Annotated in this window: 19 protein-coding genes and 1 pseudogene; 5 read left to right on the top strand and 15 right to left on the bottom strand. The window is 37.5% G+C overall.

Annotation, left to right across the window (positions count from 1 at the left end):
- Positions 1–75 precede the first annotated feature (75 nt).
- Positions 76–2,211: a glucosaminidase domain-containing protein gene (locus tag IGI79_RS02285; protein ID WP_438845676.1), complete on the top strand. Its 2,136-nt coding sequence runs from the start codon at positions 76–78 to the stop codon at positions 2,209–2,211.
- Positions 2,212–2,330: 119 nt separating this feature from the next.
- On the opposite strand, the gene IGI79_RS02280 is transcribed toward IGI79_RS02285, so the two are convergent.
- The 5 genes from IGI79_RS02280 to IGI79_RS02260 all read right to left on the bottom strand — a co-directional run bounded on the left by IGI79_RS02280 (position 2,331) and on the right by IGI79_RS02260 (position 7,220).
- Positions 2,331–2,681 (bottom strand): type II toxin-antitoxin system PemK/MazF family toxin, encoded by a 351-nt coding sequence (locus tag IGI79_RS02280; protein ID WP_108145832.1) that lies wholly within the window; start codon positions 2,679–2,681, stop codon positions 2,331–2,333.
- Positions 2,675–2,950: an AbrB/MazE/SpoVT family DNA-binding domain-containing protein gene (locus tag IGI79_RS02275; RefSeq protein WP_108145833.1), complete on the bottom strand. Its 276-nt coding sequence runs from the start codon at positions 2,948–2,950 to the stop codon at positions 2,675–2,677. The genes IGI79_RS02280 and IGI79_RS02275 overlap by 7 nt, the downstream gene beginning before the upstream one ends.
- 100 nt (positions 2,951–3,050) lie before the next feature.
- Entirely contained in the window at positions 3,051–4,217 is a 1,167-nt protein-coding gene (locus tag IGI79_RS02270; protein WP_438845675.1) for an MFS transporter, read from the bottom strand.
- A gap of 68 nt (positions 4,218–4,285) precedes the next feature.
- A complete protein-coding gene (locus tag IGI79_RS02265) occupies positions 4,286–5,617 on the bottom strand; it encodes a 6-phospho-alpha-glucosidase (protein ID WP_438845674.1) in 1,332 nt (443 codons plus the stop codon).
- Between the two features lie 13 nt (positions 5,618–5,630).
- The gene (locus IGI79_RS02260; RefSeq protein ID WP_438845673.1) at positions 5,631–7,220 is read right to left on the bottom strand and encodes an alpha-glucoside-specific PTS transporter subunit IIBC; all 1,590 of its coding nucleotides are present in this window, start codon (positions 7,218–7,220) and stop codon (positions 5,631–5,633) included.
- Positions 7,221–7,876: 656 nt separating this feature from the next.
- Between IGI79_RS02260 and IGI79_RS02255 the strand changes: the two are divergent.
- Both IGI79_RS02255 and IGI79_RS02250 read left to right on the top strand, forming a co-directional pair.
- Positions 7,877–8,089, top strand: a pseudogene (locus tag IGI79_RS02255) (MurR/RpiR family transcriptional regulator); the annotation flags it as partial.
- 48 nt (positions 8,090–8,137) lie between these two features.
- A complete protein-coding gene (locus IGI79_RS02250) occupies positions 8,138–8,644 on the top strand; it encodes a MurR/RpiR family transcriptional regulator (protein WP_438846062.1) in 507 nt (168 codons plus the stop codon).
- Positions 8,645–8,715: 71 nt separating this feature from the next.
- Here IGI79_RS02250 and IGI79_RS02245 read toward each other — a convergent pair whose 3' ends face one another.
- The 4 genes from IGI79_RS02245 to IGI79_RS02230 all read right to left on the bottom strand — a co-directional run bounded on the left by IGI79_RS02245 (position 8,716) and on the right by IGI79_RS02230 (position 12,047).
- A complete protein-coding gene (locus tag IGI79_RS02245) occupies positions 8,716–8,958 on the bottom strand; it encodes a DUF2087 domain-containing protein (RefSeq protein WP_065095732.1) in 243 nt (80 codons plus the stop codon).
- A 137-nt stretch (positions 8,959–9,095) separates the two neighbouring features.
- Positions 9,096–10,910, bottom strand: a complete 1,815-nt coding sequence (locus IGI79_RS02240) for an FtsX-like permease family protein (protein WP_019722990.1) — start codon at positions 10,908–10,910, stop codon at positions 9,096–9,098.
- Positions 10,911–10,924: 14 nt separating this feature from the next.
- Positions 10,925–11,677, bottom strand: a complete 753-nt coding sequence (locus tag IGI79_RS02235) for an ABC transporter ATP-binding protein (RefSeq protein ID WP_019722991.1) — start codon at positions 11,675–11,677, stop codon at positions 10,925–10,927.
- The gene (locus IGI79_RS02230) at positions 11,670–12,047 is read right to left on the bottom strand and encodes a YxeA family protein (protein WP_019722992.1); all 378 of its coding nucleotides are present in this window, start codon (positions 12,045–12,047) and stop codon (positions 11,670–11,672) included. The genes IGI79_RS02235 and IGI79_RS02230 overlap by 8 nt, the downstream gene beginning before the upstream one ends.
- Before the next feature lie 210 nt (positions 12,048–12,257).
- Between IGI79_RS02230 and IGI79_RS02225 the strand changes: the two genes are divergently transcribed.
- Positions 12,258–12,536 carry a helix-turn-helix domain-containing protein gene (locus IGI79_RS02225; protein WP_066025821.1) on the top strand — a complete coding sequence of 93 codons (279 nt, stop codon included), beginning with the start codon at positions 12,258–12,260 and terminating at the stop codon, positions 12,534–12,536.
- On the top strand, positions 12,533–13,378 hold the full coding sequence (locus IGI79_RS02220; protein WP_438845672.1) for an IS3 family transposase: 846 nt from the start codon (positions 12,533–12,535) through the stop codon (positions 13,376–13,378). The genes IGI79_RS02225 and IGI79_RS02220 overlap by 4 nt, the downstream gene beginning before the upstream one ends.
- 125 nt (positions 13,379–13,503) lie before the next feature.
- Here IGI79_RS02220 and IGI79_RS02215 read toward each other — a convergent pair whose 3' ends face one another.
- The 6 genes from IGI79_RS02215 to IGI79_RS02190 all read right to left on the bottom strand — a co-directional run bounded on the left by IGI79_RS02215 (position 13,504) and on the right by IGI79_RS02190 (position 17,578).
- The gene (locus IGI79_RS02215) at positions 13,504–14,367 is read right to left on the bottom strand and encodes an SPFH domain-containing protein (protein WP_438845671.1); all 864 of its coding nucleotides are present in this window, start codon (positions 14,365–14,367) and stop codon (positions 13,504–13,506) included.
- Positions 14,368–14,409: 42 nt separating this feature from the next.
- On the bottom strand, positions 14,410–14,901 hold the full coding sequence (locus tag IGI79_RS02210) for a DUF5348 domain-containing protein (protein ID WP_108145840.1): 492 nt from the start codon (positions 14,899–14,901) through the stop codon (positions 14,410–14,412).
- 195 nt (positions 14,902–15,096) lie between these two features.
- On the bottom strand, positions 15,097–15,963 hold the full coding sequence (locus tag IGI79_RS02205; protein WP_438845670.1) for a DUF4097 family beta strand repeat-containing protein: 867 nt from the start codon (positions 15,961–15,963) through the stop codon (positions 15,097–15,099).
- Positions 15,964–15,966: 3 nt separating this feature from the next.
- Positions 15,967–16,581 carry a DUF1700 domain-containing protein gene (locus IGI79_RS02200; protein ID WP_019722995.1) on the bottom strand — a complete coding sequence of 205 codons (615 nt, stop codon included), beginning with the start codon at positions 16,579–16,581 and terminating at the stop codon, positions 15,967–15,969.
- Positions 16,574–16,891: a PadR family transcriptional regulator gene (locus IGI79_RS02195; protein WP_010736371.1), complete on the bottom strand. Its 318-nt coding sequence runs from the start codon at positions 16,889–16,891 to the stop codon at positions 16,574–16,576. The genes IGI79_RS02200 and IGI79_RS02195 overlap by 8 nt, the downstream gene beginning before the upstream one ends.
- Positions 16,892–17,251: 360 nt before the next feature.
- On the bottom strand, positions 17,252–17,578 hold the full coding sequence (locus tag IGI79_RS02190) for a hypothetical protein (protein ID WP_438845669.1): 327 nt from the start codon (positions 17,576–17,578) through the stop codon (positions 17,252–17,254).
- Positions 17,579–17,679: the final 101 nt, after the last annotated feature.

Below are 17,679 nucleotides of genomic sequence, written 5' to 3'. Positions count from 1 at the left end.
ACGAAATCAAGCAACTGACAGAACAGATGCAACTTTATTAGTGCAACTGTGGAAAAAGAAAAGGAGTATTTCGTTATGAAGAAAAAAACAGCAATACGCCTACTTGCAGCATCTTGGCTGATTGCTCCAACTTTGTTATCTACACAGCCTGCATTTGCTACAATCAGGCGAACACAGACATCCGAAAGCACGATCGTTGCGGAGTCACCTTCAGCTACGACCGATTCAAGTACTAATGATTCCACGCTATCAAGTTCTTCAACAGATTCTTCCGATAATCCAGAGGAATCAACGGAAGAATCGACCGAAACAGCCACTCGGACGCTATCGATTGCTCGGAATTTACGTGGAAAAATCAAATTGAAGATCGTTGATGAAGAGAAAGAAAAATCTGAGATCAAAACAAGAGAGTACACAGAAGAAGATTTTCTAGAGATTTCTAAGTCTGGCAAAGTCAAAGACTTAAAAGAAGGAACCAAAGTTACATATATGATCACACCTGAAACGAATGAACAATTAGTTTCTGTCAAAATCGAAGGTGCGCAAGAAATCGACTATACCAAACAAATTTTTACAGTCGGCGTGACTGATTTAACGATCTCCGCAAAATTTGAGTCGTCGACTTCCCCTTCTGAACCAACCTCTCCAGAAGAAGAAACGACGGATTCTTCTGAGCCAACGCCAGTTACTCCAGATATTCCGGATAGTGGTAATAATGGCAATACTGGCAATTCGGGAAATAATGGCAACAACAACGGAAATTCAACTACAGGAAATACGACAAATCCTTCACGACCACCAAGTTCTTCAAATAATAATGGGAATACAAGTGGTTCTACTGGATCAACAAACAATAATGGCTCATCTTCAAACCAGACAACAAACACTAATCGGCCTCAGACGCCCGATCGAATTGAAAACCCAGCTTCAGAATCATCTGATTTTGTTGTAAAAACACCGATCGAAGCAATTTTACCGGCCAACACAACAAGCACCCAACAAGCACTTGTAAAAGAAGCATATCGCCAGCTGGGAAAACCATATGTTTGGGGTGCCAAAGGTCCTACGACTTTCGATTGTTCTGGTTTGACTTATTACATTTATAAAAAAGTAACTGGCCATTCGATTGGAGGTTGGACAGGGGAACAACAATATGCGGGTACACAAATCCCTGTCGAGAATGCTCAACCAGGCGATCTAGTTTTTTGGGGACCTGCTTCGGGTACTACCCATCATGTAGGTATTTATATTGGTAATGGGAATTACATCCATGCCCCTCAACCGGGTGACCATGTGCGGATCACTTCCATCAAGGATTACAGACCCGACTTTGCTTTACGTGTCAATATAGCTGGTTTACCACGAGCGACAAATTCATTAGCTAGTTCACCGATTTTAGATGGGATCAACGATTCATTCCATTTCGCACAAAATCAAACAACAGATCAGTTTGTCGAAAAAATCGCTGAAGATGCTCGAGAAATTGGGCAAGAAGAAAATATTTATGCTTCTGTTATGATGGCACAAGCTATTCTAGAAAGTGGTTCTGGTAACAGCTTGCTTTCTCGCTCACCTAACTATAATCTTTTTGGGATCAAGGGCGCTTATAAAGGGAGCAGTGTTTCCTTCAATACTTTAGAACAAACGGCAGCTGGGCAAAACTATCAGATTCGCGCTGCCTTTCGTAAGTATCCTTCTTACAAAGAAAGTTTAGAAGACTATGCCGATTTGATCAAAAATGGTTTATCACATAATGCTGATTTTTATAAACCAACATGGAAATCTGAGACTAAAGATTACCGAGAAGCAACGAAGTATTTAGAAGGGCGCTATGCGACAGATCGACAATATTCTAGGAAATTGAATGCCATCATTGAAGCCTATGACTTGACGCAATACGACGAACCAAAAGAACAAGAAAAACAGGATTCTGAAACAAATGAGCGAATGGATTCCTTTGTCGTTCCTACTCGTTGGCGAAATTCTTCGTCTACTTCATCTAGAATGACCATTTCGTTGTTCAATCAAAGAAACCCTTCACTTCTATATCTATCAGAATTAAGATTTGCTTCTTTCTGGGACCTATGGCATCATTTTTCAGTGAGAGAGATTCCACAGAAACTTTCTGTAACGGTCAGAGAAACCGATCAACCACTTGCTAGTCGCTTGAACCTTGATCGAGTCTTTCGGATGAAACAATTTTTGAGATAGCCAAAATGGACACCATATCAAAGAACGAAAACTCAGAAGTTGATAGAATACTTCTGAGTTTTCGTTCTTTTTATGTACCTTACTCCACCTAAATAGGCGCTGGAAAGTTGCACTATTGGTTAGAAAAAATATTTGGCAATCTCTGATAACCTTTCTTTCGTTTGAGGATCAATTTGATCAACCACTTGAAGATTACTGCGTTGAGATAAATCAATACTTCGGATATGTTGACATAATATCGTTCCTTTGATTGTATTCATCGCTGTATCAGAAATTGTTTGAAATGCACCTGAGTGTTGATATTTTTCCTGTAAATATTTTGTTGAACTACTGATTGGCATGACTAAAACGGTATTGAAAATCCTATTATAGTTATTATTGCTGATGATGACACACGGGCGTTTTTTTGCTAGTTCGTTCCCTTTTGTTGGATCCAAATCTATAAAAATAATATCCCCTTGTTTTACCATTCGATTTTCTCCTCGCCTACATCCTCTCCAAAATCAACGATTTCTGTATCGTAACTCGCGTATTCTTCCGCCACAGCCAATTCATGCTTCCAAAATCCTTCAAAATCCAGATTGTTTTTTTCACTAGTCACTTTAATATCACCTTCAGGTGTGAATTCAAAAATAACTCTCTGATTCTCTTTCAAGCCTAATTTTTGTCGCACACTCTTAGGGACAGTGATTTGATTTTTGGATGTCATTTTAGCTGAGACTTGCACTTTTTTATCCATAAGTATTCCTCTCCTTTATTCGATTATACCAAAAAAGTAAGGAAAAGTAAGGAATTTCCATTTTTTTAAATAAGCCACTGGTCGTAGTAGTTGAAGCATGTCAACTATTTCTCAGATACTTCCTGTAGCAGTAATAACAAATAAAAGCAAAGATCGGTAGCAGACTAAAAAAGTAAAGTGCTTGGTTCACTGATAACTGTTGCGCCAAGACACCGCCTAGTAATGGAGAAACAAAGGAAGAAAGCCCCATATAAACACTTATAGACAGAAGTTGTCCGGAGGAAAAAACATTTTTAGGGGTAATCTCACTGATGATCATTCGACTACCGATAGTAAAAGCTGGAACAGTAAAAAACTGCAAGAAACTGGCAGCAAGCAATACTAGCGGCGTTCGTGAAGTTGCATAAATCAAAAATTGCAAAACCAAAGAAAAACCAGAAATAAAAAGCAATCGCTCATTTTTCCATTTTGTTACCGAATGATTCAATAAAAGATACGCTGGAATTTCACAGAAAGCTTGAATCGCCCACTTTAATCCTACGAACGTATTTCCACTATCCATTAAGAGTAATTTGTCAATCACGATCGTATTATTGGCGACGATCGTTAAATATAAAAGGAAAAACAGCAACGTATAACATAAGAACTCCCCATTCTTACACAGTTGATACATATCCGAAAGATTAAATTCCTTGTTTTTTTGTTCTTTATGGTCATTTTTATCGTGAGATGTTTTGGGCAATGTTTTTGAGATGCACAAATAACTAATTAGAAAAAAGAGAAAGGGAACCATCAGCCACTGGTAATTATTATTAAAAATGAATAAAGGAATACATACACTCATCATACTCCAACCTAAAGAACCTATTGCTTTGATCGCTGGAAGATTGTTTCGCATCTCTGACTCTGACAGCACCCAGTTATCTAGGACTGTTGCCCCTGTATTGGATAACCCTCCCGCAATAGCCAGTAAGATCAGATGTACCAGCCAGATGTCTTTTCCTATCAAATAAAAACTGATCGCAAAGCATACGAATAGTACAGAAACTACCATGGCAACTTTTTTTATCTGCTTGCTTCGGTCAGAATAATAGCCAATAAAGATCTGGAAGATCATCGTGGTCACACTGTAAGAAGCCAAAAACCAGCCTCTCTGGACCGCATCATAGCCTTGTTCGGTCAAAAACGGCACGATCTGTGTCATCAAAGTAGCCATCAACGCATACTGAAAAAAATAGACGAGTTGAAATTTATTCTTTACTGCCATATCTACTTTCAAAATGATCGGCTGAAGGATCTCCTCCAGCCGACCCCTTTCATTTTTATAAGTAATACCTAGTGAAGCTCCGGCCAATAAGGAGCATTGACTTCAAGCATTTCATCAAGGATCTCCTTCGCTACTTTTGCACTAGGTACCGTTTTGTTCATGATGAAGGCTTGCCATAATTTTTGATATGATTTTTGTTCCCAAGCATCGACTGCTAACTTCTCAGATGCAATTTGCTGTTCCATTAAACCTTTTTGGAAAGTAGGGATCTCACCAATCGATAGTACTTCATAACCGTCTTTCCCTACGATACAAGGCAATTCGACCATCGCATCGTGATTGAAATTAGAGATGGCACCATTATTCTCAACGATCAGGATCATGCGCTCTTTCGTATTGAATGTCAACGCGCAAGCTAGATCTGTAATAAATGAGGCATGCTCATTAGAGACAAAAAGCGTGTCTTTGGCTGTTTGGTTATTAATAATCCGCTGGCATTCTTCAAAAACGATTTTCTCCCGTCCATCAATGATTTCATTCGCTCTTGTATACTGTTTATCAGCATGAGCAACTGTTTCATCAGCCATCAAATAATATTTTAAATACGTATTGGATAAAAAGGTCGGCTCAATTTCATGTAACTCTTTGGCTGCTAGCATGGTTTCCAACCAGCTTGTTTCTTTGTGTTGGCCTTGTTGTGTTTGTTCTGTATAGCCATATTTTTTTACATGGGCGCTTATTTTTGGTAGCAAGTCATTACCGTCATGGTCTTTGATGCTTGTCCACCACCCAAAGTGATTCAAGCCAAAATAAGACGTTTCAAAATCTTTCCGATCCCGTAGCCCAATCACTCGAGCCATGATATCTTCTAAACAAACGGGCATGTCACAAATATTGATGATTTTTGAATTGGGGCGAAACCTTCTTGTTGCTTCTGCGACCACTGCTGCTGGATTAGAATAATTCAATAACCAAGCATCCGGTGAATACTTTTCCATATAGTCGACTAGTTCTAAGACTGGCCCGATCGAGCGCAACCCATATGCAAGTCCCCCTGGTCCGCATGTTTCTTGACCTACAACATTATGCTTAAATGGAATTTTTTCATCTTGTTCCCTCATGGCATATTTTCCAACTCTTAGTTGTGCCATGACGATATCAACATCTGTAAAAGCCTCTTTGGGATCTGTTGAATAATCAAATTCGATTTCTGGCGCTCGTTCTGTGAGGATGATCGCGCATGCTTTTGCTATAACTGCTTGCCTTTGTTCATCATTATCATAAAATTTGATTTTCCTGACTGGAAATCGTTCTCGGTCTTCTATTAACATCATCACTAATGAAGGTGTATATGTACTCCCTCCACCGGCGATCAAGATTGAACTTTTTTTCTTATTCATAATTATCCTCCTCTTATTTTACGATCAATTCTTCAAATGATTCTCTCACTCTTGGAACAGTTAACCCAACAATGATTTGGATACCACCATTTCCAGGATTGACAAGTCCTGCGGCCCCAGCTTCCTGAAAATCAATAGGACTGGCTACTTTACTTGTATCTTTCACGGTAAGTCGTAACCGTGTGGCACAATTCGTCACATCCAGTACATTCTCTTTTCCACCTACTAACACTAGATAGGCTTGTGCTTGTCTAGCATGTTTAGGTAGGTTTTTCTCTTGTTCATCTTGTTGTGTCTTCTTTTTGTTTTCGTAATCAGCTTTTGAATAAAGTTGTATCTCTGATACCTCCTCTTCACGTCCTGGAGTTTTTAAATTGAATTTTTTGATCATGAAGGTAAATACTAAGAACCAGATCGCAGTAAATGTAAGTCCGATCATGATTTGGGTGAGGTAGGTCGAACCATGAAAATTCCAAAGAGGCAACCAATTTAACCCTAACCAATTGATCAATCCACCACCAAAATCACCAACGACGCCAAAAGCGTAAGAAACCGTAGCAATGGACGCATCTAATAGCGCATGGACACCCCATAAAGCTGGAGCAACAAATAAGAACGTAAACTCAATAGGTTCAGTGATTCCTGTCAAAATCGCAGTTAATGCAGCTGGGGCGATCAATGCAATAACTTTCTTCTTTTTCTCTGGATGAGCGGCTTGAATAATGGCTAAGCTTAAGCCGGCTGTTCCAAATACTTTTGACATGCCCGATAAAGAAAAACCCCCAAAAGGATAAAGTTCTTTAAGCGAAAGTGCACTTGTTTGGAATTCGCCGATATTTGATGCCCAATAAGCAGCCATCCCTCCTTCAACTACCGCACTATCATAAGCAAATGGGGCGTACACAAAATGATGTAAGCCAGTTGGAATAAGGATTTTCTGTAAAAATTGATAGATGAATACACCAAAATTTCCTGAATTGATAAAAAAACCTTGCATGCTTCTCATTCCTTCTTGGATGATAGGCCATACGACACACATCAAAAGTGCTAGAGGAATCATGACAAAAAAAGCGATCATTGTAACGAAAACAGAACCACTAAAAATCGTCAACATCTCTGGTAATTCTTTTTCATAAAAGCGATTATGCAAATAAACCACGATACCTGAGATCAACAATGCTCCGATCATGCCCGTATCTAAAGTAATGATTCCAGCAATCGATGTTAACCCAGAACCAACGGCTGTTCCTTGAGATAGATCCACGGCGAAAGAATTTGGCCATAACGTTAAAATTGCATTGACGAAATAATTGAAAGCAATATAGGTCACTAATGCTTCCATCGTTGCTCGAGCTGCATATTTTTTAGCTAAACTGATTGGTAATCCGACCACAAATAAAAGTGGTAATTGAAAAAATGGTGTCCAGCCACCGGCTGCTACAACATTCCAGAACTTATACCAGAGTGTATCAGGCGCAGCAATATCTCCCATGATCGTTTGATTGGAAAGAAGTAAAGAAAAACCAATAACGATACCAAAAAAAGAAAATAGCATGACAGGTGCTAACATTGCTCCACCAAATCTTTGAATTTTTTTCATCATAGTTTTTTAGTCCTTCATATTTTTTAGTAAGCGCTTTACTGATTCTTAGTTTACTATTAAAATGGATTCCTGAAACACTTTAAGATGATTTAAAAACTCCTCACAGGAAAAAGGTTTTTGTCACAAAATTTGTGAATCGTCACATCCTATCTTCGAGAATAAAACAAGAGGTCCGGTAGTACTTAATCAAATAAACGGTACATGAAGGCGTATCTTAATAGTGAGGTGAGAACAAGAAGGACACACGCAATTGGAAAATCCTCCAAGTAAGCAAAGGGTGAGTGAAGGCAGTCGACCAACCCAAAATTGACTGATAAAGAATTGGCTATTGAGTTAGGTAACAAAGATTTAGCAGTTGTATCACCTTGCAAGGTCTATGAAAATAGCAATAAAACAAACAATATTGAGAAACGTTTCCGTCGATTACAGCGTGAACTCTCTCAAAAATATCAAATGAAAAAGGGGGAAACTGATTTGTCAAAACCTGTAATATCTATAAATTAGAATCGAACATTCAATCGATCCATCAAAAAAATAACCACTATTCGTCAGATCCATATTCATAGATGACCAAACAAGCGTAGTAGAAACATGGTTCTGAAAACTTTAATGGTGAGTTCTAACGATTTATAGATTTTTGGCAATGATGAAAAAAGATGTTACAAGACCGAATTACGACGTTTCAGTCAAGGTTGACTGAAAATGATTTTCTTATCTGGTCCTATATCACAAATCACAAAAAAAATTCTTTCACAATGTCTATTAACGAACTGGCGAAACAATGCAACGTTTCTCGCACAACAATCATGCGGTTTTGCCAAAAATTAGGGTTTGATGGTTTCTCAGAATTCAAATATCATCTGAAAAATGAACTTACACAGGAAAATGTGCGTCTATCCGAGTTTGAGGAGGAAATCTTGGAAAATCATATCCAAACAATTGAGAACCTCAAGAAAAAAGATTTCACTGATCTATGTACAATGATGGCTAATGCGAAGCGGATTTTCATCTATGGATCAGGTGATATACAAACGCTAGTTTCAAGTTATATGAAATTGCTTTTCGTACACAACGGATTGATACTCTATGACTTCGGTGCCGTTTCCATCAACAAGCAGTTTTACCAAATCATTCAGCCAGCAGACTTAGTCCTGTTGATCACGCTAAATGGTGAGTCTCCTGAAGTCGTCAAATTAGCGAAGCAACTGAAGCAACGAAATATCCAGACAATTGGTATCACAAAACTTAGGAACTCAACTGTCTCAAAACTTTGTGATGAAACGATTTTCTTCTTGAATCCAGAACTACAAGATCAAGAAGATATCCTTACACCTTTCGAAACAACTTCAACGCTTTTTTTCGTGATCGAATATTTTTTGTTGAAATATGATGCTTGGCAAAAACAAACAAATAAAAGTTCCTAAAAAACGCATCTCTTTCGTGCCAATTTGGCTTTTAAAGAGATGCGCTTTTTATGTATTGGGTTCTGTCTCTCTCACTGCCTTTTGATCGAACCGTCCTTTACTCGATCAAGGTAACGGTAATCGACGAGGTAGCGCCGTAATATCGCATGATCAGGATAAATACTTTTTAGAATAGCGTTGACCTCCCTCTCTAAGTAATCTCTATCAAATTCAAACTTTGAATAAAGATGATCAAAAAGCAAGCGTTTATTTTTTTCTTTTCTAGGGATTTGTTGCAGTTGCCCATCTTTGAAAAATCTAGCCAGTTCACTCATAACCGATATCCTTCCATCGTATCCAGTAATCTTTTCTCTATTTGATCATGCTTCAAGCAAATTTTATCGAAGGCAACAGAAAAAGCGAGAAGGAGGTTTTGCTACAAACCATCTTCTCGCTCTTTATCAAGCTCAACTTATTCTTTTTTGTTCAAAACGATGCCTGTATACAGCCAAGTAGTTACAACATAGTAGATAAAGTAGAGAACAAAGAATATTGTAAATGGTATCCATAAGTTGTGATATGGATCATCCATCAAAACAGTAAACATTTGAAGTCCAAATAATACATGGATGGCTCCTAGAATCCCTGGTGCTAAGAAGAGAATACCGATTTCTCGACGAATCGATTGTTTTAACAATGCTTGACGAGCACCGATCTTACCGAGCATCTCGTAACGAACGACATCACTCTTGCTACCTGAGAGGATCTTGAACATCAAGCAACTTGCTAACATTGTCAAGAAGGCGATCCCTAAGAAGAAGCCCATGAATTCAAAGCCTGAGAACATACCGTTGATCATTTGGTACGCATCATATTTTTGCGTGAAACTAAACATTCCATCTTTTAATGATTCATTATTTTTATTGTTTTCTGCTACCAGATCACCAATTTGTTCAATACTCTCATGGAAATCTTTTGCTTGGATCAGTTGCATACTGGTTTGTGGAAGATTTAATTGAGCAAATTCTTCTGCTGGCAGTAATTTGATTTCTTTTTCTCGTTGTTCTGGCAATTCGTAATAGCGCAACTCATCTTGATAGTTTAAGTTTGTCGCTAATTCTTCTGCGGTTACTTTTTTCGTTTTGACGTTTCTTTCACCAGTGTTAGGTGTTTGATTTTCCATGATCAAAAATGGATTTTGTTCAAACTCACTATAGTTATAGTACACTGTTTTTTCGTCTTCTTTTTGTTGATAGACCGCGTTGATCGTTGGTGAAAGTTTCGCCACTTTAGATTGATCGATCAATTCTGATTGATTCAATACTAGATCATAGTTCGATACTTCATTCGTCAACTGAGTGATCTGGTTTTTAAAGCCTAGACCGACTGTTAATGCACCTAAAGCTAATGCGAGTAACATCGCAACCATTGAAAGCATTTGTGTGTATTCACGAATACGGAAGCTTAACTGTGATAACGTAAAGTTGTTCAGTTTTTTCATCGAAAGATTTTCTGTTTTCTTCAATAGTTTAAGGAAGAAAATGATGACCGAATGGAAAATAAAGTACGTTCCTAAAACGATTGTAACTAACGCGACGGCGATTCCCATCAACTGATAGGTTCCGATATTTGCCATCATATAATAACCGACACCGATAAAAATGATTCCTAAAACTACTTCAAGGAAAAACAAGAATTTGTGTTGTTTCATCTGCGCAGGTGTTTGATCCGCACGTAGTAAAGTCAAAATTGGTTTTTTGACAATCGAGAATGCATTGACAAACGCTGCTAATAAGAATAGTACGATGAAAAACAGCAAAGTAATCAATAATCCATTCATATTGAACGGTGTAAAATGAGTGATTTTAATATTTAACTGGGCAACTAATAGTCGATGGACGACGCTTGTTAAACCAATACCTAGCGCTGAACCAACCAAAGTAGCGACTGTTCCTACTATCAAGGTCTCAGAGAAAATCATTTGAGCAATTTTCCGGCCTTTTGCTCCTAGCATCATAAACATCGCATAATCTTTTTGTCGCATCGTCATCAAAAATGAGTTGGCATAAAGAATGTAAACAAATGTGATGATCCCCAATAATACCGACCCAAAGCGAAAGATAAAGACTGTCATCGCTAAAGTGGAATTATTGTTCAAAAAATCGGTGTTGCTGGCCATTGACTCGAACATATAAAAGATGGCTGAAGCCATGACTAAACCGGAAAATAGAACAATATAGTCTCTTAACCGACTCTTGATCCCAGTAAGTGATAATTTCCAAAGCATGTTCAGTTTCCCCCTTACTGTTCTAGATTACCTAGAATCGTTAATATTTGACGATAAAAGTCTGAACGGCTTTGTTCTCCGCGTTTAACTTCCTGATGGATCACGCCATCTTTAATAAATAAGATTCGTTGACAGTAACTTGCTGAAAAAGCATCATGTGTCACCAATAAAATGGAGACATTATCTTTCGTATTTAGCTCCTCCATCGTGTCTAAAAGATCTTTCGCACTTTTTGAATCCAATGCGCCTGTTGGTTCATCACCTAGAAGAATCGTTGGTTGAGTCACCAATGCACGCGCAGCTGCTACCCGTTGTTTTTGTCCACCAGAGATTTTTGCGGGGTAGCTGTCTAATATGTGACTGATTGATAAGCGTTCAGCCACCGCATTGACTTTTTTCTTGATTTCTTTTGGTTTCACGCCTTGTAAAGAAAGCGGAACTGCAATGTTTTCTTGTGCAGTCAAGTTCTCTAAAAGATTGAAATCTTGGAAGATAAAGCCGATTTCTTTTGCTCGAAAATCGGCTAACTGATTTCCTTTCAACTTCGTGACATCTGCTTGGTTGATATGGATCGTGCCACTTGTTGGTTTATCTAATGTTGATAAGATATTCAATAAGGTTGATTTACCTGATCCAGAAGCCCCCATGATACCAATGAATTCGCCTTTTTCCACACTAAAACTGATACCGTTCAATGCTTGTGTCTGTTTCTCATTACTTTTTCCGTAAACTTTTGTTACGTTCTTGATTTCTACGATTTTATCCATTATTGACCGTTCCTTTACTTAATTTTTCTTGTGCTGCTGATGGAATGTCTTTTGCCTGTACTTCCTCATAAGACGTCACGCCTTTATTTTTATTCCAAGTCACTTTCAAAAATGCATCTTTTCTTAATGGTCGCTCTTGAAAACCATTGAAGTCCATTGTTTTTTCTTTACCTTCTTTATTAAACCCAGGTAGTTCATAACGATAACTGATGATTTCTTGTCCACCGTCAGCGTGATCCACCTGTTTCTCACCATCCGTTGTGATTTGAACATAGTAGCTTTCGCCACCCATGATCAAATGATCTGCTAAACGGTAGCCACCAAAAGCGATGATGATAAATGCTCCCAACCCAATCAATAATTTTTTCATTGTGACTCCTTCTTTCCTGTTCTGATAAATTAAGTATAGTCAAGTATCCGTGAAAATTCCTTTCTTTTTACTATCAAAACTCTTTCATTATTGTCATATGTCCCATAAAAAAAAAGAATCTGGAGGTGTAAGGGAAGTGACACTATAATAAGATACAATTAAAAAAGAGCACCTCAAATTTAGTAAAATAAATTTGGAGGTGTTTTTATCATGACAAAACATAATTATTATCCCAAAGAATTAAAGATTCAGATTGTTAAACGTTTGCTGGCAGGTGAATCAGCTACTGCGCTTCGAACAGAGTTCCATATCCCTAGTACTGGAACCATTTTTACTTGGAAAAAATGGTATCTTACTAATAATTTAAAAAGGCTTGATTCTTCTTCTGGTCGTCCTAGAAAAGAACAACTGACAGTCTTACAAGAACTAGAAGAAAAGAACAAGGAACTGTCCCTCTTAAAAAAATTTTTCTCTCAGGAAAGGTGGTGACATTAGAAAACATCGTTCACTTTATTAACCAGCATACCAATGAATTGTCAATTGTACGCTTGACGGAGTTATTTGGTATCTCAAGAAGTACCTATTATCGCAATCGGAATCGAGAGTTTTCTGCACTCACTTCAATTGAAAAACGTGTTCATCAGTTAGTTGTGGCAAACCATTTCTTATTTGGTTATCGAAAAATCCATGCTTTATTGAATCGAGAAATGTTTGTAGGTATTAATAAGGTTGCACGAATTATGAAAAAATACGGATGGAATTGCCTTGCTAAAGTAAAAAAACGTAAACATGCTGGGAAAATACACAAAACCTTTGATAACCTTATCCAAAAGAATTGGACGACAAACCAACCAATGGAAAAACTAACCACAGATATTACTTACTTGCCCTTTGGCAAATCCATGTTATATCTTTCTACCATTATGGACACCTTCAATAGTGAAATTGTTGCTTATCAATTGTCTGAACAAGCGGATACTCAGTTAGTCGTAGACACATTTAATCAATTAAAACATTTAAAAGAAACAACTATTTTGCATAGCGACCAAGGATCAACTTACACTTCGAAGGTATTCTGCGAACTTGTTAAACAAAAAAACGTTATCCAAAGTATGTCCCGTAAAGGAACACCTTCAGATAACGCTCCGATAGAATCGTTTCATTCCTCACTAAAGTCTGAAACGTTCTACATTTCAAAAGAACCAATAGGCTCTAATAATAGAGTAATCGAAATTGTCGAAAATTACATCTATTTTTGGAACAATCAACGAATTTTAGCCAAATTAGGCTATAATTCTCCAATTGACTATCGAATGAAAGGAACAAATTGAGTTGCTCTTTTTATTTTGTATCAAAAAATAGTTGCACTTCCAAGACACTCCAAATTCCTTTTTATTGATTCAAACCGATATTCGTTGGAGAAAGCATTCCACTGACGAATGCTTTCCTCATTCAGCTATTTTTCTTTGTTATTACCTGTATTGATCACCGGTTGTGTGCCTTTATCTGTAATGATCGACACAAGTAGATTATTGATCAATTGGACCTTTCGATCATCGGTAAAAGCGATATCTTGTCCTGCTTCAATTTGTTCTAGAGCCATTTGCGTCATCGACACCGCCCCTTCAACGATAGTCTGTCGAGCAGATAAAATGGCTTTGGCTTGTTGCCGTTGCAACATCGCACTCGCAATCTCTGTTGCATAAGCCAAATGGTTCAATCTTGTCTCTAACACTTCGACCCCTGCCACTGCTAAACGTTCTTGTAATTCCTTTGCCAATTCATCTGAAATCGCCGTGGTATTTCCACGCAAGGTAAGATCATCTTCGTTGAATGTGTCATATGGATATTGACTGGCGATATGGCGAAGCGCTGTTTCACTTTGGATCTCAACGAATTGATGATAATTTGCTACATCGAAAAGTGCTTTGGCTGAATCCACTACTCTGAAGACGACAACGGCGGAGATCTCGATTGGATTCCCATCTAAGTCATTGACCTTCAACAGTGAACTATTGAAGTTTCGCACTTTTAAAGATAAGCTGATTTTTTGGGCAAAAGGAACTGTTATGAAAAAACCGCTCTCTCGAATCGTTCCAATATATTGACCAAAAAATAAAATCACTTTCGCCTGGTTGGGATTGACAATGGTTATTCCACTGATGATCAGCGCACCGATCAACCAGAGTACGATACTGATAATTAAAAGTGACGGAATATAAACGATCATACTTGTGAAAAATATAGAAACTACTGCTATTACTAATAGCATCAAGATACTCAAATAACCATTTACGTAAAAAGCTTTTTTCTCTTTCACTATGTACGCTCCTTGCTTATTTCGTTTTATTTTGTTCGTTGGTTATCCATGTTTTTTACGAATCCTTGCCATGGCTCCTTCTAATTCTAATTCTTTGTCCTCCGTGATATACCAACCATTTTCGTGTATGCCACCTGATGCTTCTGGCAAATATTCTAGTCTGGTACGGACCCATTGCTTCGTTTCGGTAAAATAATCTTCCACTAATATTTCTAGATCCATTCCAGCAGATAATTCAAGATTCTCACGAACCGACTTGAAGACAAATCGCTCACTTGTTTGATCGTATTTTAAAATACCCGTATCGATGATTGGCAGTGAATAATAATCTAATTCTTTTTTCACTTTCAATAGATGTTTGAACATTTCGTTGTACACTTGTTCAAGTTGTCGACCTTCGGAATTATTTGGATATTGGATCGTTACCCTTTCTTTATCTGTATCATAATACTTGGTACTCAGTTCTGTTAAAAAATGATGCAATTTCCCTAATTCACTTTTCAATTCTTCCCGCTTGATTTCCTCTGTTTTCATTCAGTATTCACCCTATTTTCCCCATATATGTACGTTTTTCCCTTTCCTTATTCTACTATATTATTGAATGATAGGCGATGATATTTCATGTAAAATAAATAAAAAAGCGTATAATTCCTTATTCCATAAAGAATTATACGCTTCTTCAACTATTTATTCGTTATTTCGGAAAAGATAGTCTTGACAGTTCAACGATCAATCATAGACTTCTTCATAGTCTTCATCATCCATCGGAGACTCTTCGTCATCTTCACTTGTCAAATTCACTTGACTATTATGCCCCGTCACTTTAAGGTCTTTATTCCCTTGATTATAAGTCTTTGTTGTCAATGTTTCATAATTTTTGTTGATGTAAGAATCCCCTTCTAGTGTCACAGCTAATCCTTGCTGTTGATGCTCATAGAACTCAATACTACTATTTTGAAGTGTGATTTCGCCTTTGATTGACTTTTCATTGTCGTTAAAAAGAATACTAGCATCACTTGCAGCCAATTTGACTTTATCTATCGAAAACTCCTGTAAATCTAGTGAGCCCATTTGATTTTCAACAGTAAGAAGTTCCCCACTTACTTCATTGATCGACGTCCAAGTATTTGCTAAATTCAAGTTGATTTTCTTACTACTGAATTCATCTAAAAACAATTCATTGTTTTTCCCTTCAATCACTAATTCTTTTAAGGAAATGGTTTTAGGGATCGTGATCTTCAACATCGAACGTGTGTCTGTCATATTGATCATCACTGCCGGTGTTTGACCATCAGCTGAAATATCCAATGTGTGATCTTCCAGATTGATTTTTGGTTTTTGCGTTTTATCATAAGACGCTTCAACCCCAAAGTTCACGCCTCGTTGGATCACGATATTTTGATGATCTGCTCGGACAACGATTTTTTCGATTTTTTCAGACGAAAAATCTTTTGTTTCGCGAGTCATTTCTATGATCCTTGGTCCACCTTCCCACGTCAGACTCGTTTGGGCACCAGAGGCATAACTTAATCCTGCCGTCAAGCCACCGATGATCATCAGTCCTAAACCTATCCCCAAGATATATTTTAATTTCATTTTTTACACCCCACTATTCGTCGTATGGATCGCTCGTTTCGTAATAAACCGGCGTCCTACCCACTTGACAAAGTTCATCATCATTTGGAATAACCATTTAGTTCCTTTTAACAGTAATGGTGCAAAGAAGACAGCACCTCCTGTGGCAAGTAACCCTAGTCCTACAAAGAACAGCCCACTAGCAATCGATTGTTGCAAGACAGCAACACCTGAAATGATCGAAAATAAACCTACTCCTAAAATACTGATACATACGACATAGATTCCAATGATTACGCCAATTAAGCCAATCAGAATACCAAAAATCGCTAGAATAAACGCTAATGCTAAAGGAATCAATAAAGGTGATGCACACAACCCAATGACGATCATCCAAATCAAACGAATTTTCCGTTTAGGACTTTGGCTATATTCTGATTCATCGTCGTCTTGTTCCGAGTAATAATTGATTTTCAGTTTCAGGGCAAATTGCTTTGGTGAGCCATATTCATCCACGACTTCTTCTACTGTTTTGCCAGAATCCAAGAAGTATTCTTCGTAATACTGAATAATATCAAAGCGATCATCTTCAGGTATTTCTTGAAGTTCATCCAACACATCATCTAAATATTCATTCATTCGTATTCTCCTCCAGTAATCGGTTTAAGGAATCTCGAAACACGATCCATTTATCAATGATTTCTTCTAAATGTTGACGTCCTTTCGGAGTTAAGCGGTAATATCGGCGATTTCTACCTTCGAATGGTTCGTCGTATGTTTCTAAGTATTCTTCTTTTTTTAATCTGCGTAAAACAGGATACATCGTTGATTCACTGACAGATAAACTTTCTTGGACGATCTTCGTTAATGCGTAACCGTACATGTCTTCTCTGCTTAAAGCTGCTAAAACCGTACCATCGAGTAAAACTGTTGGGACTTGGATATGCATTACTTCACCTTCTTTATAGTTTACAATATTTTATATTTGCCAATATTATATCACGTATAATATTGTTTGCAAGTGAAATTCACAATCATACCCACTAATTACTTCAATATTCGCGAAAACAACGCTAATTATCATTAAAATTCAGCTTACAAAAAAGGAACAAAGACCGTAATGATTTCTGGTCTTTGTTCCTTTTGAATACTTTCTTATTATCCTCTTACCTACAACAAAGCAAACACGATAAAACTTAGCGTAAAACCTAGAAAAACGGCAAGAGAGAAACGGATCAATTCTTTTTTATTCCTACTCAACCACGTTTCATTCATCTTTTGCTACACTCCATTCTAAAATAGTCAGTTGCTAATTTGGATAAACAGAGGTGACATGATTGTATTGCTGTGCATGTTTATTGGCAGCAGAAACAGCTGTACTAGCAAATAGATGCCACTCACTATTATACCCGCATGTATGGCATTTCCAATAATAACCGATACCACGATCGGTTTGTTTTTCATCCTCTGCACTTGAACTTGCCACAAGTGTGCTTAAGACCGAATCCTGTTTCAATAATGCCACGGGAGTATCATGAGAATGAGTTGTTTCCTCTGCAATGACTATGGGATTGGCTCCGCTCAGTCCAATACTTAACGTCAAAAGTCCGAGCAATAAACCGACTTTTTTTTTCAATTCCTATCATTCCTCCAATAACGGTTATTAGAAAAATATACGAATGCTCACTTATGTACGACTTGTCTTCGTACACTTTTCCAAGTATATATTACTTGAAA

The sequence above is a fragment of the Enterococcus sp. AZ084 genome, assembly GCF_051714905.1.
GTDB classification, from domain to species: Bacteria; Bacillota; Bacilli; order Lactobacillales; family Enterococcaceae; genus Enterococcus_B; species Enterococcus_B pernyi.
The sequence above is the reverse complement of the archived record's forward strand: the minus strand, read 5'-3'. Positions and strand labels throughout refer to the sequence as shown.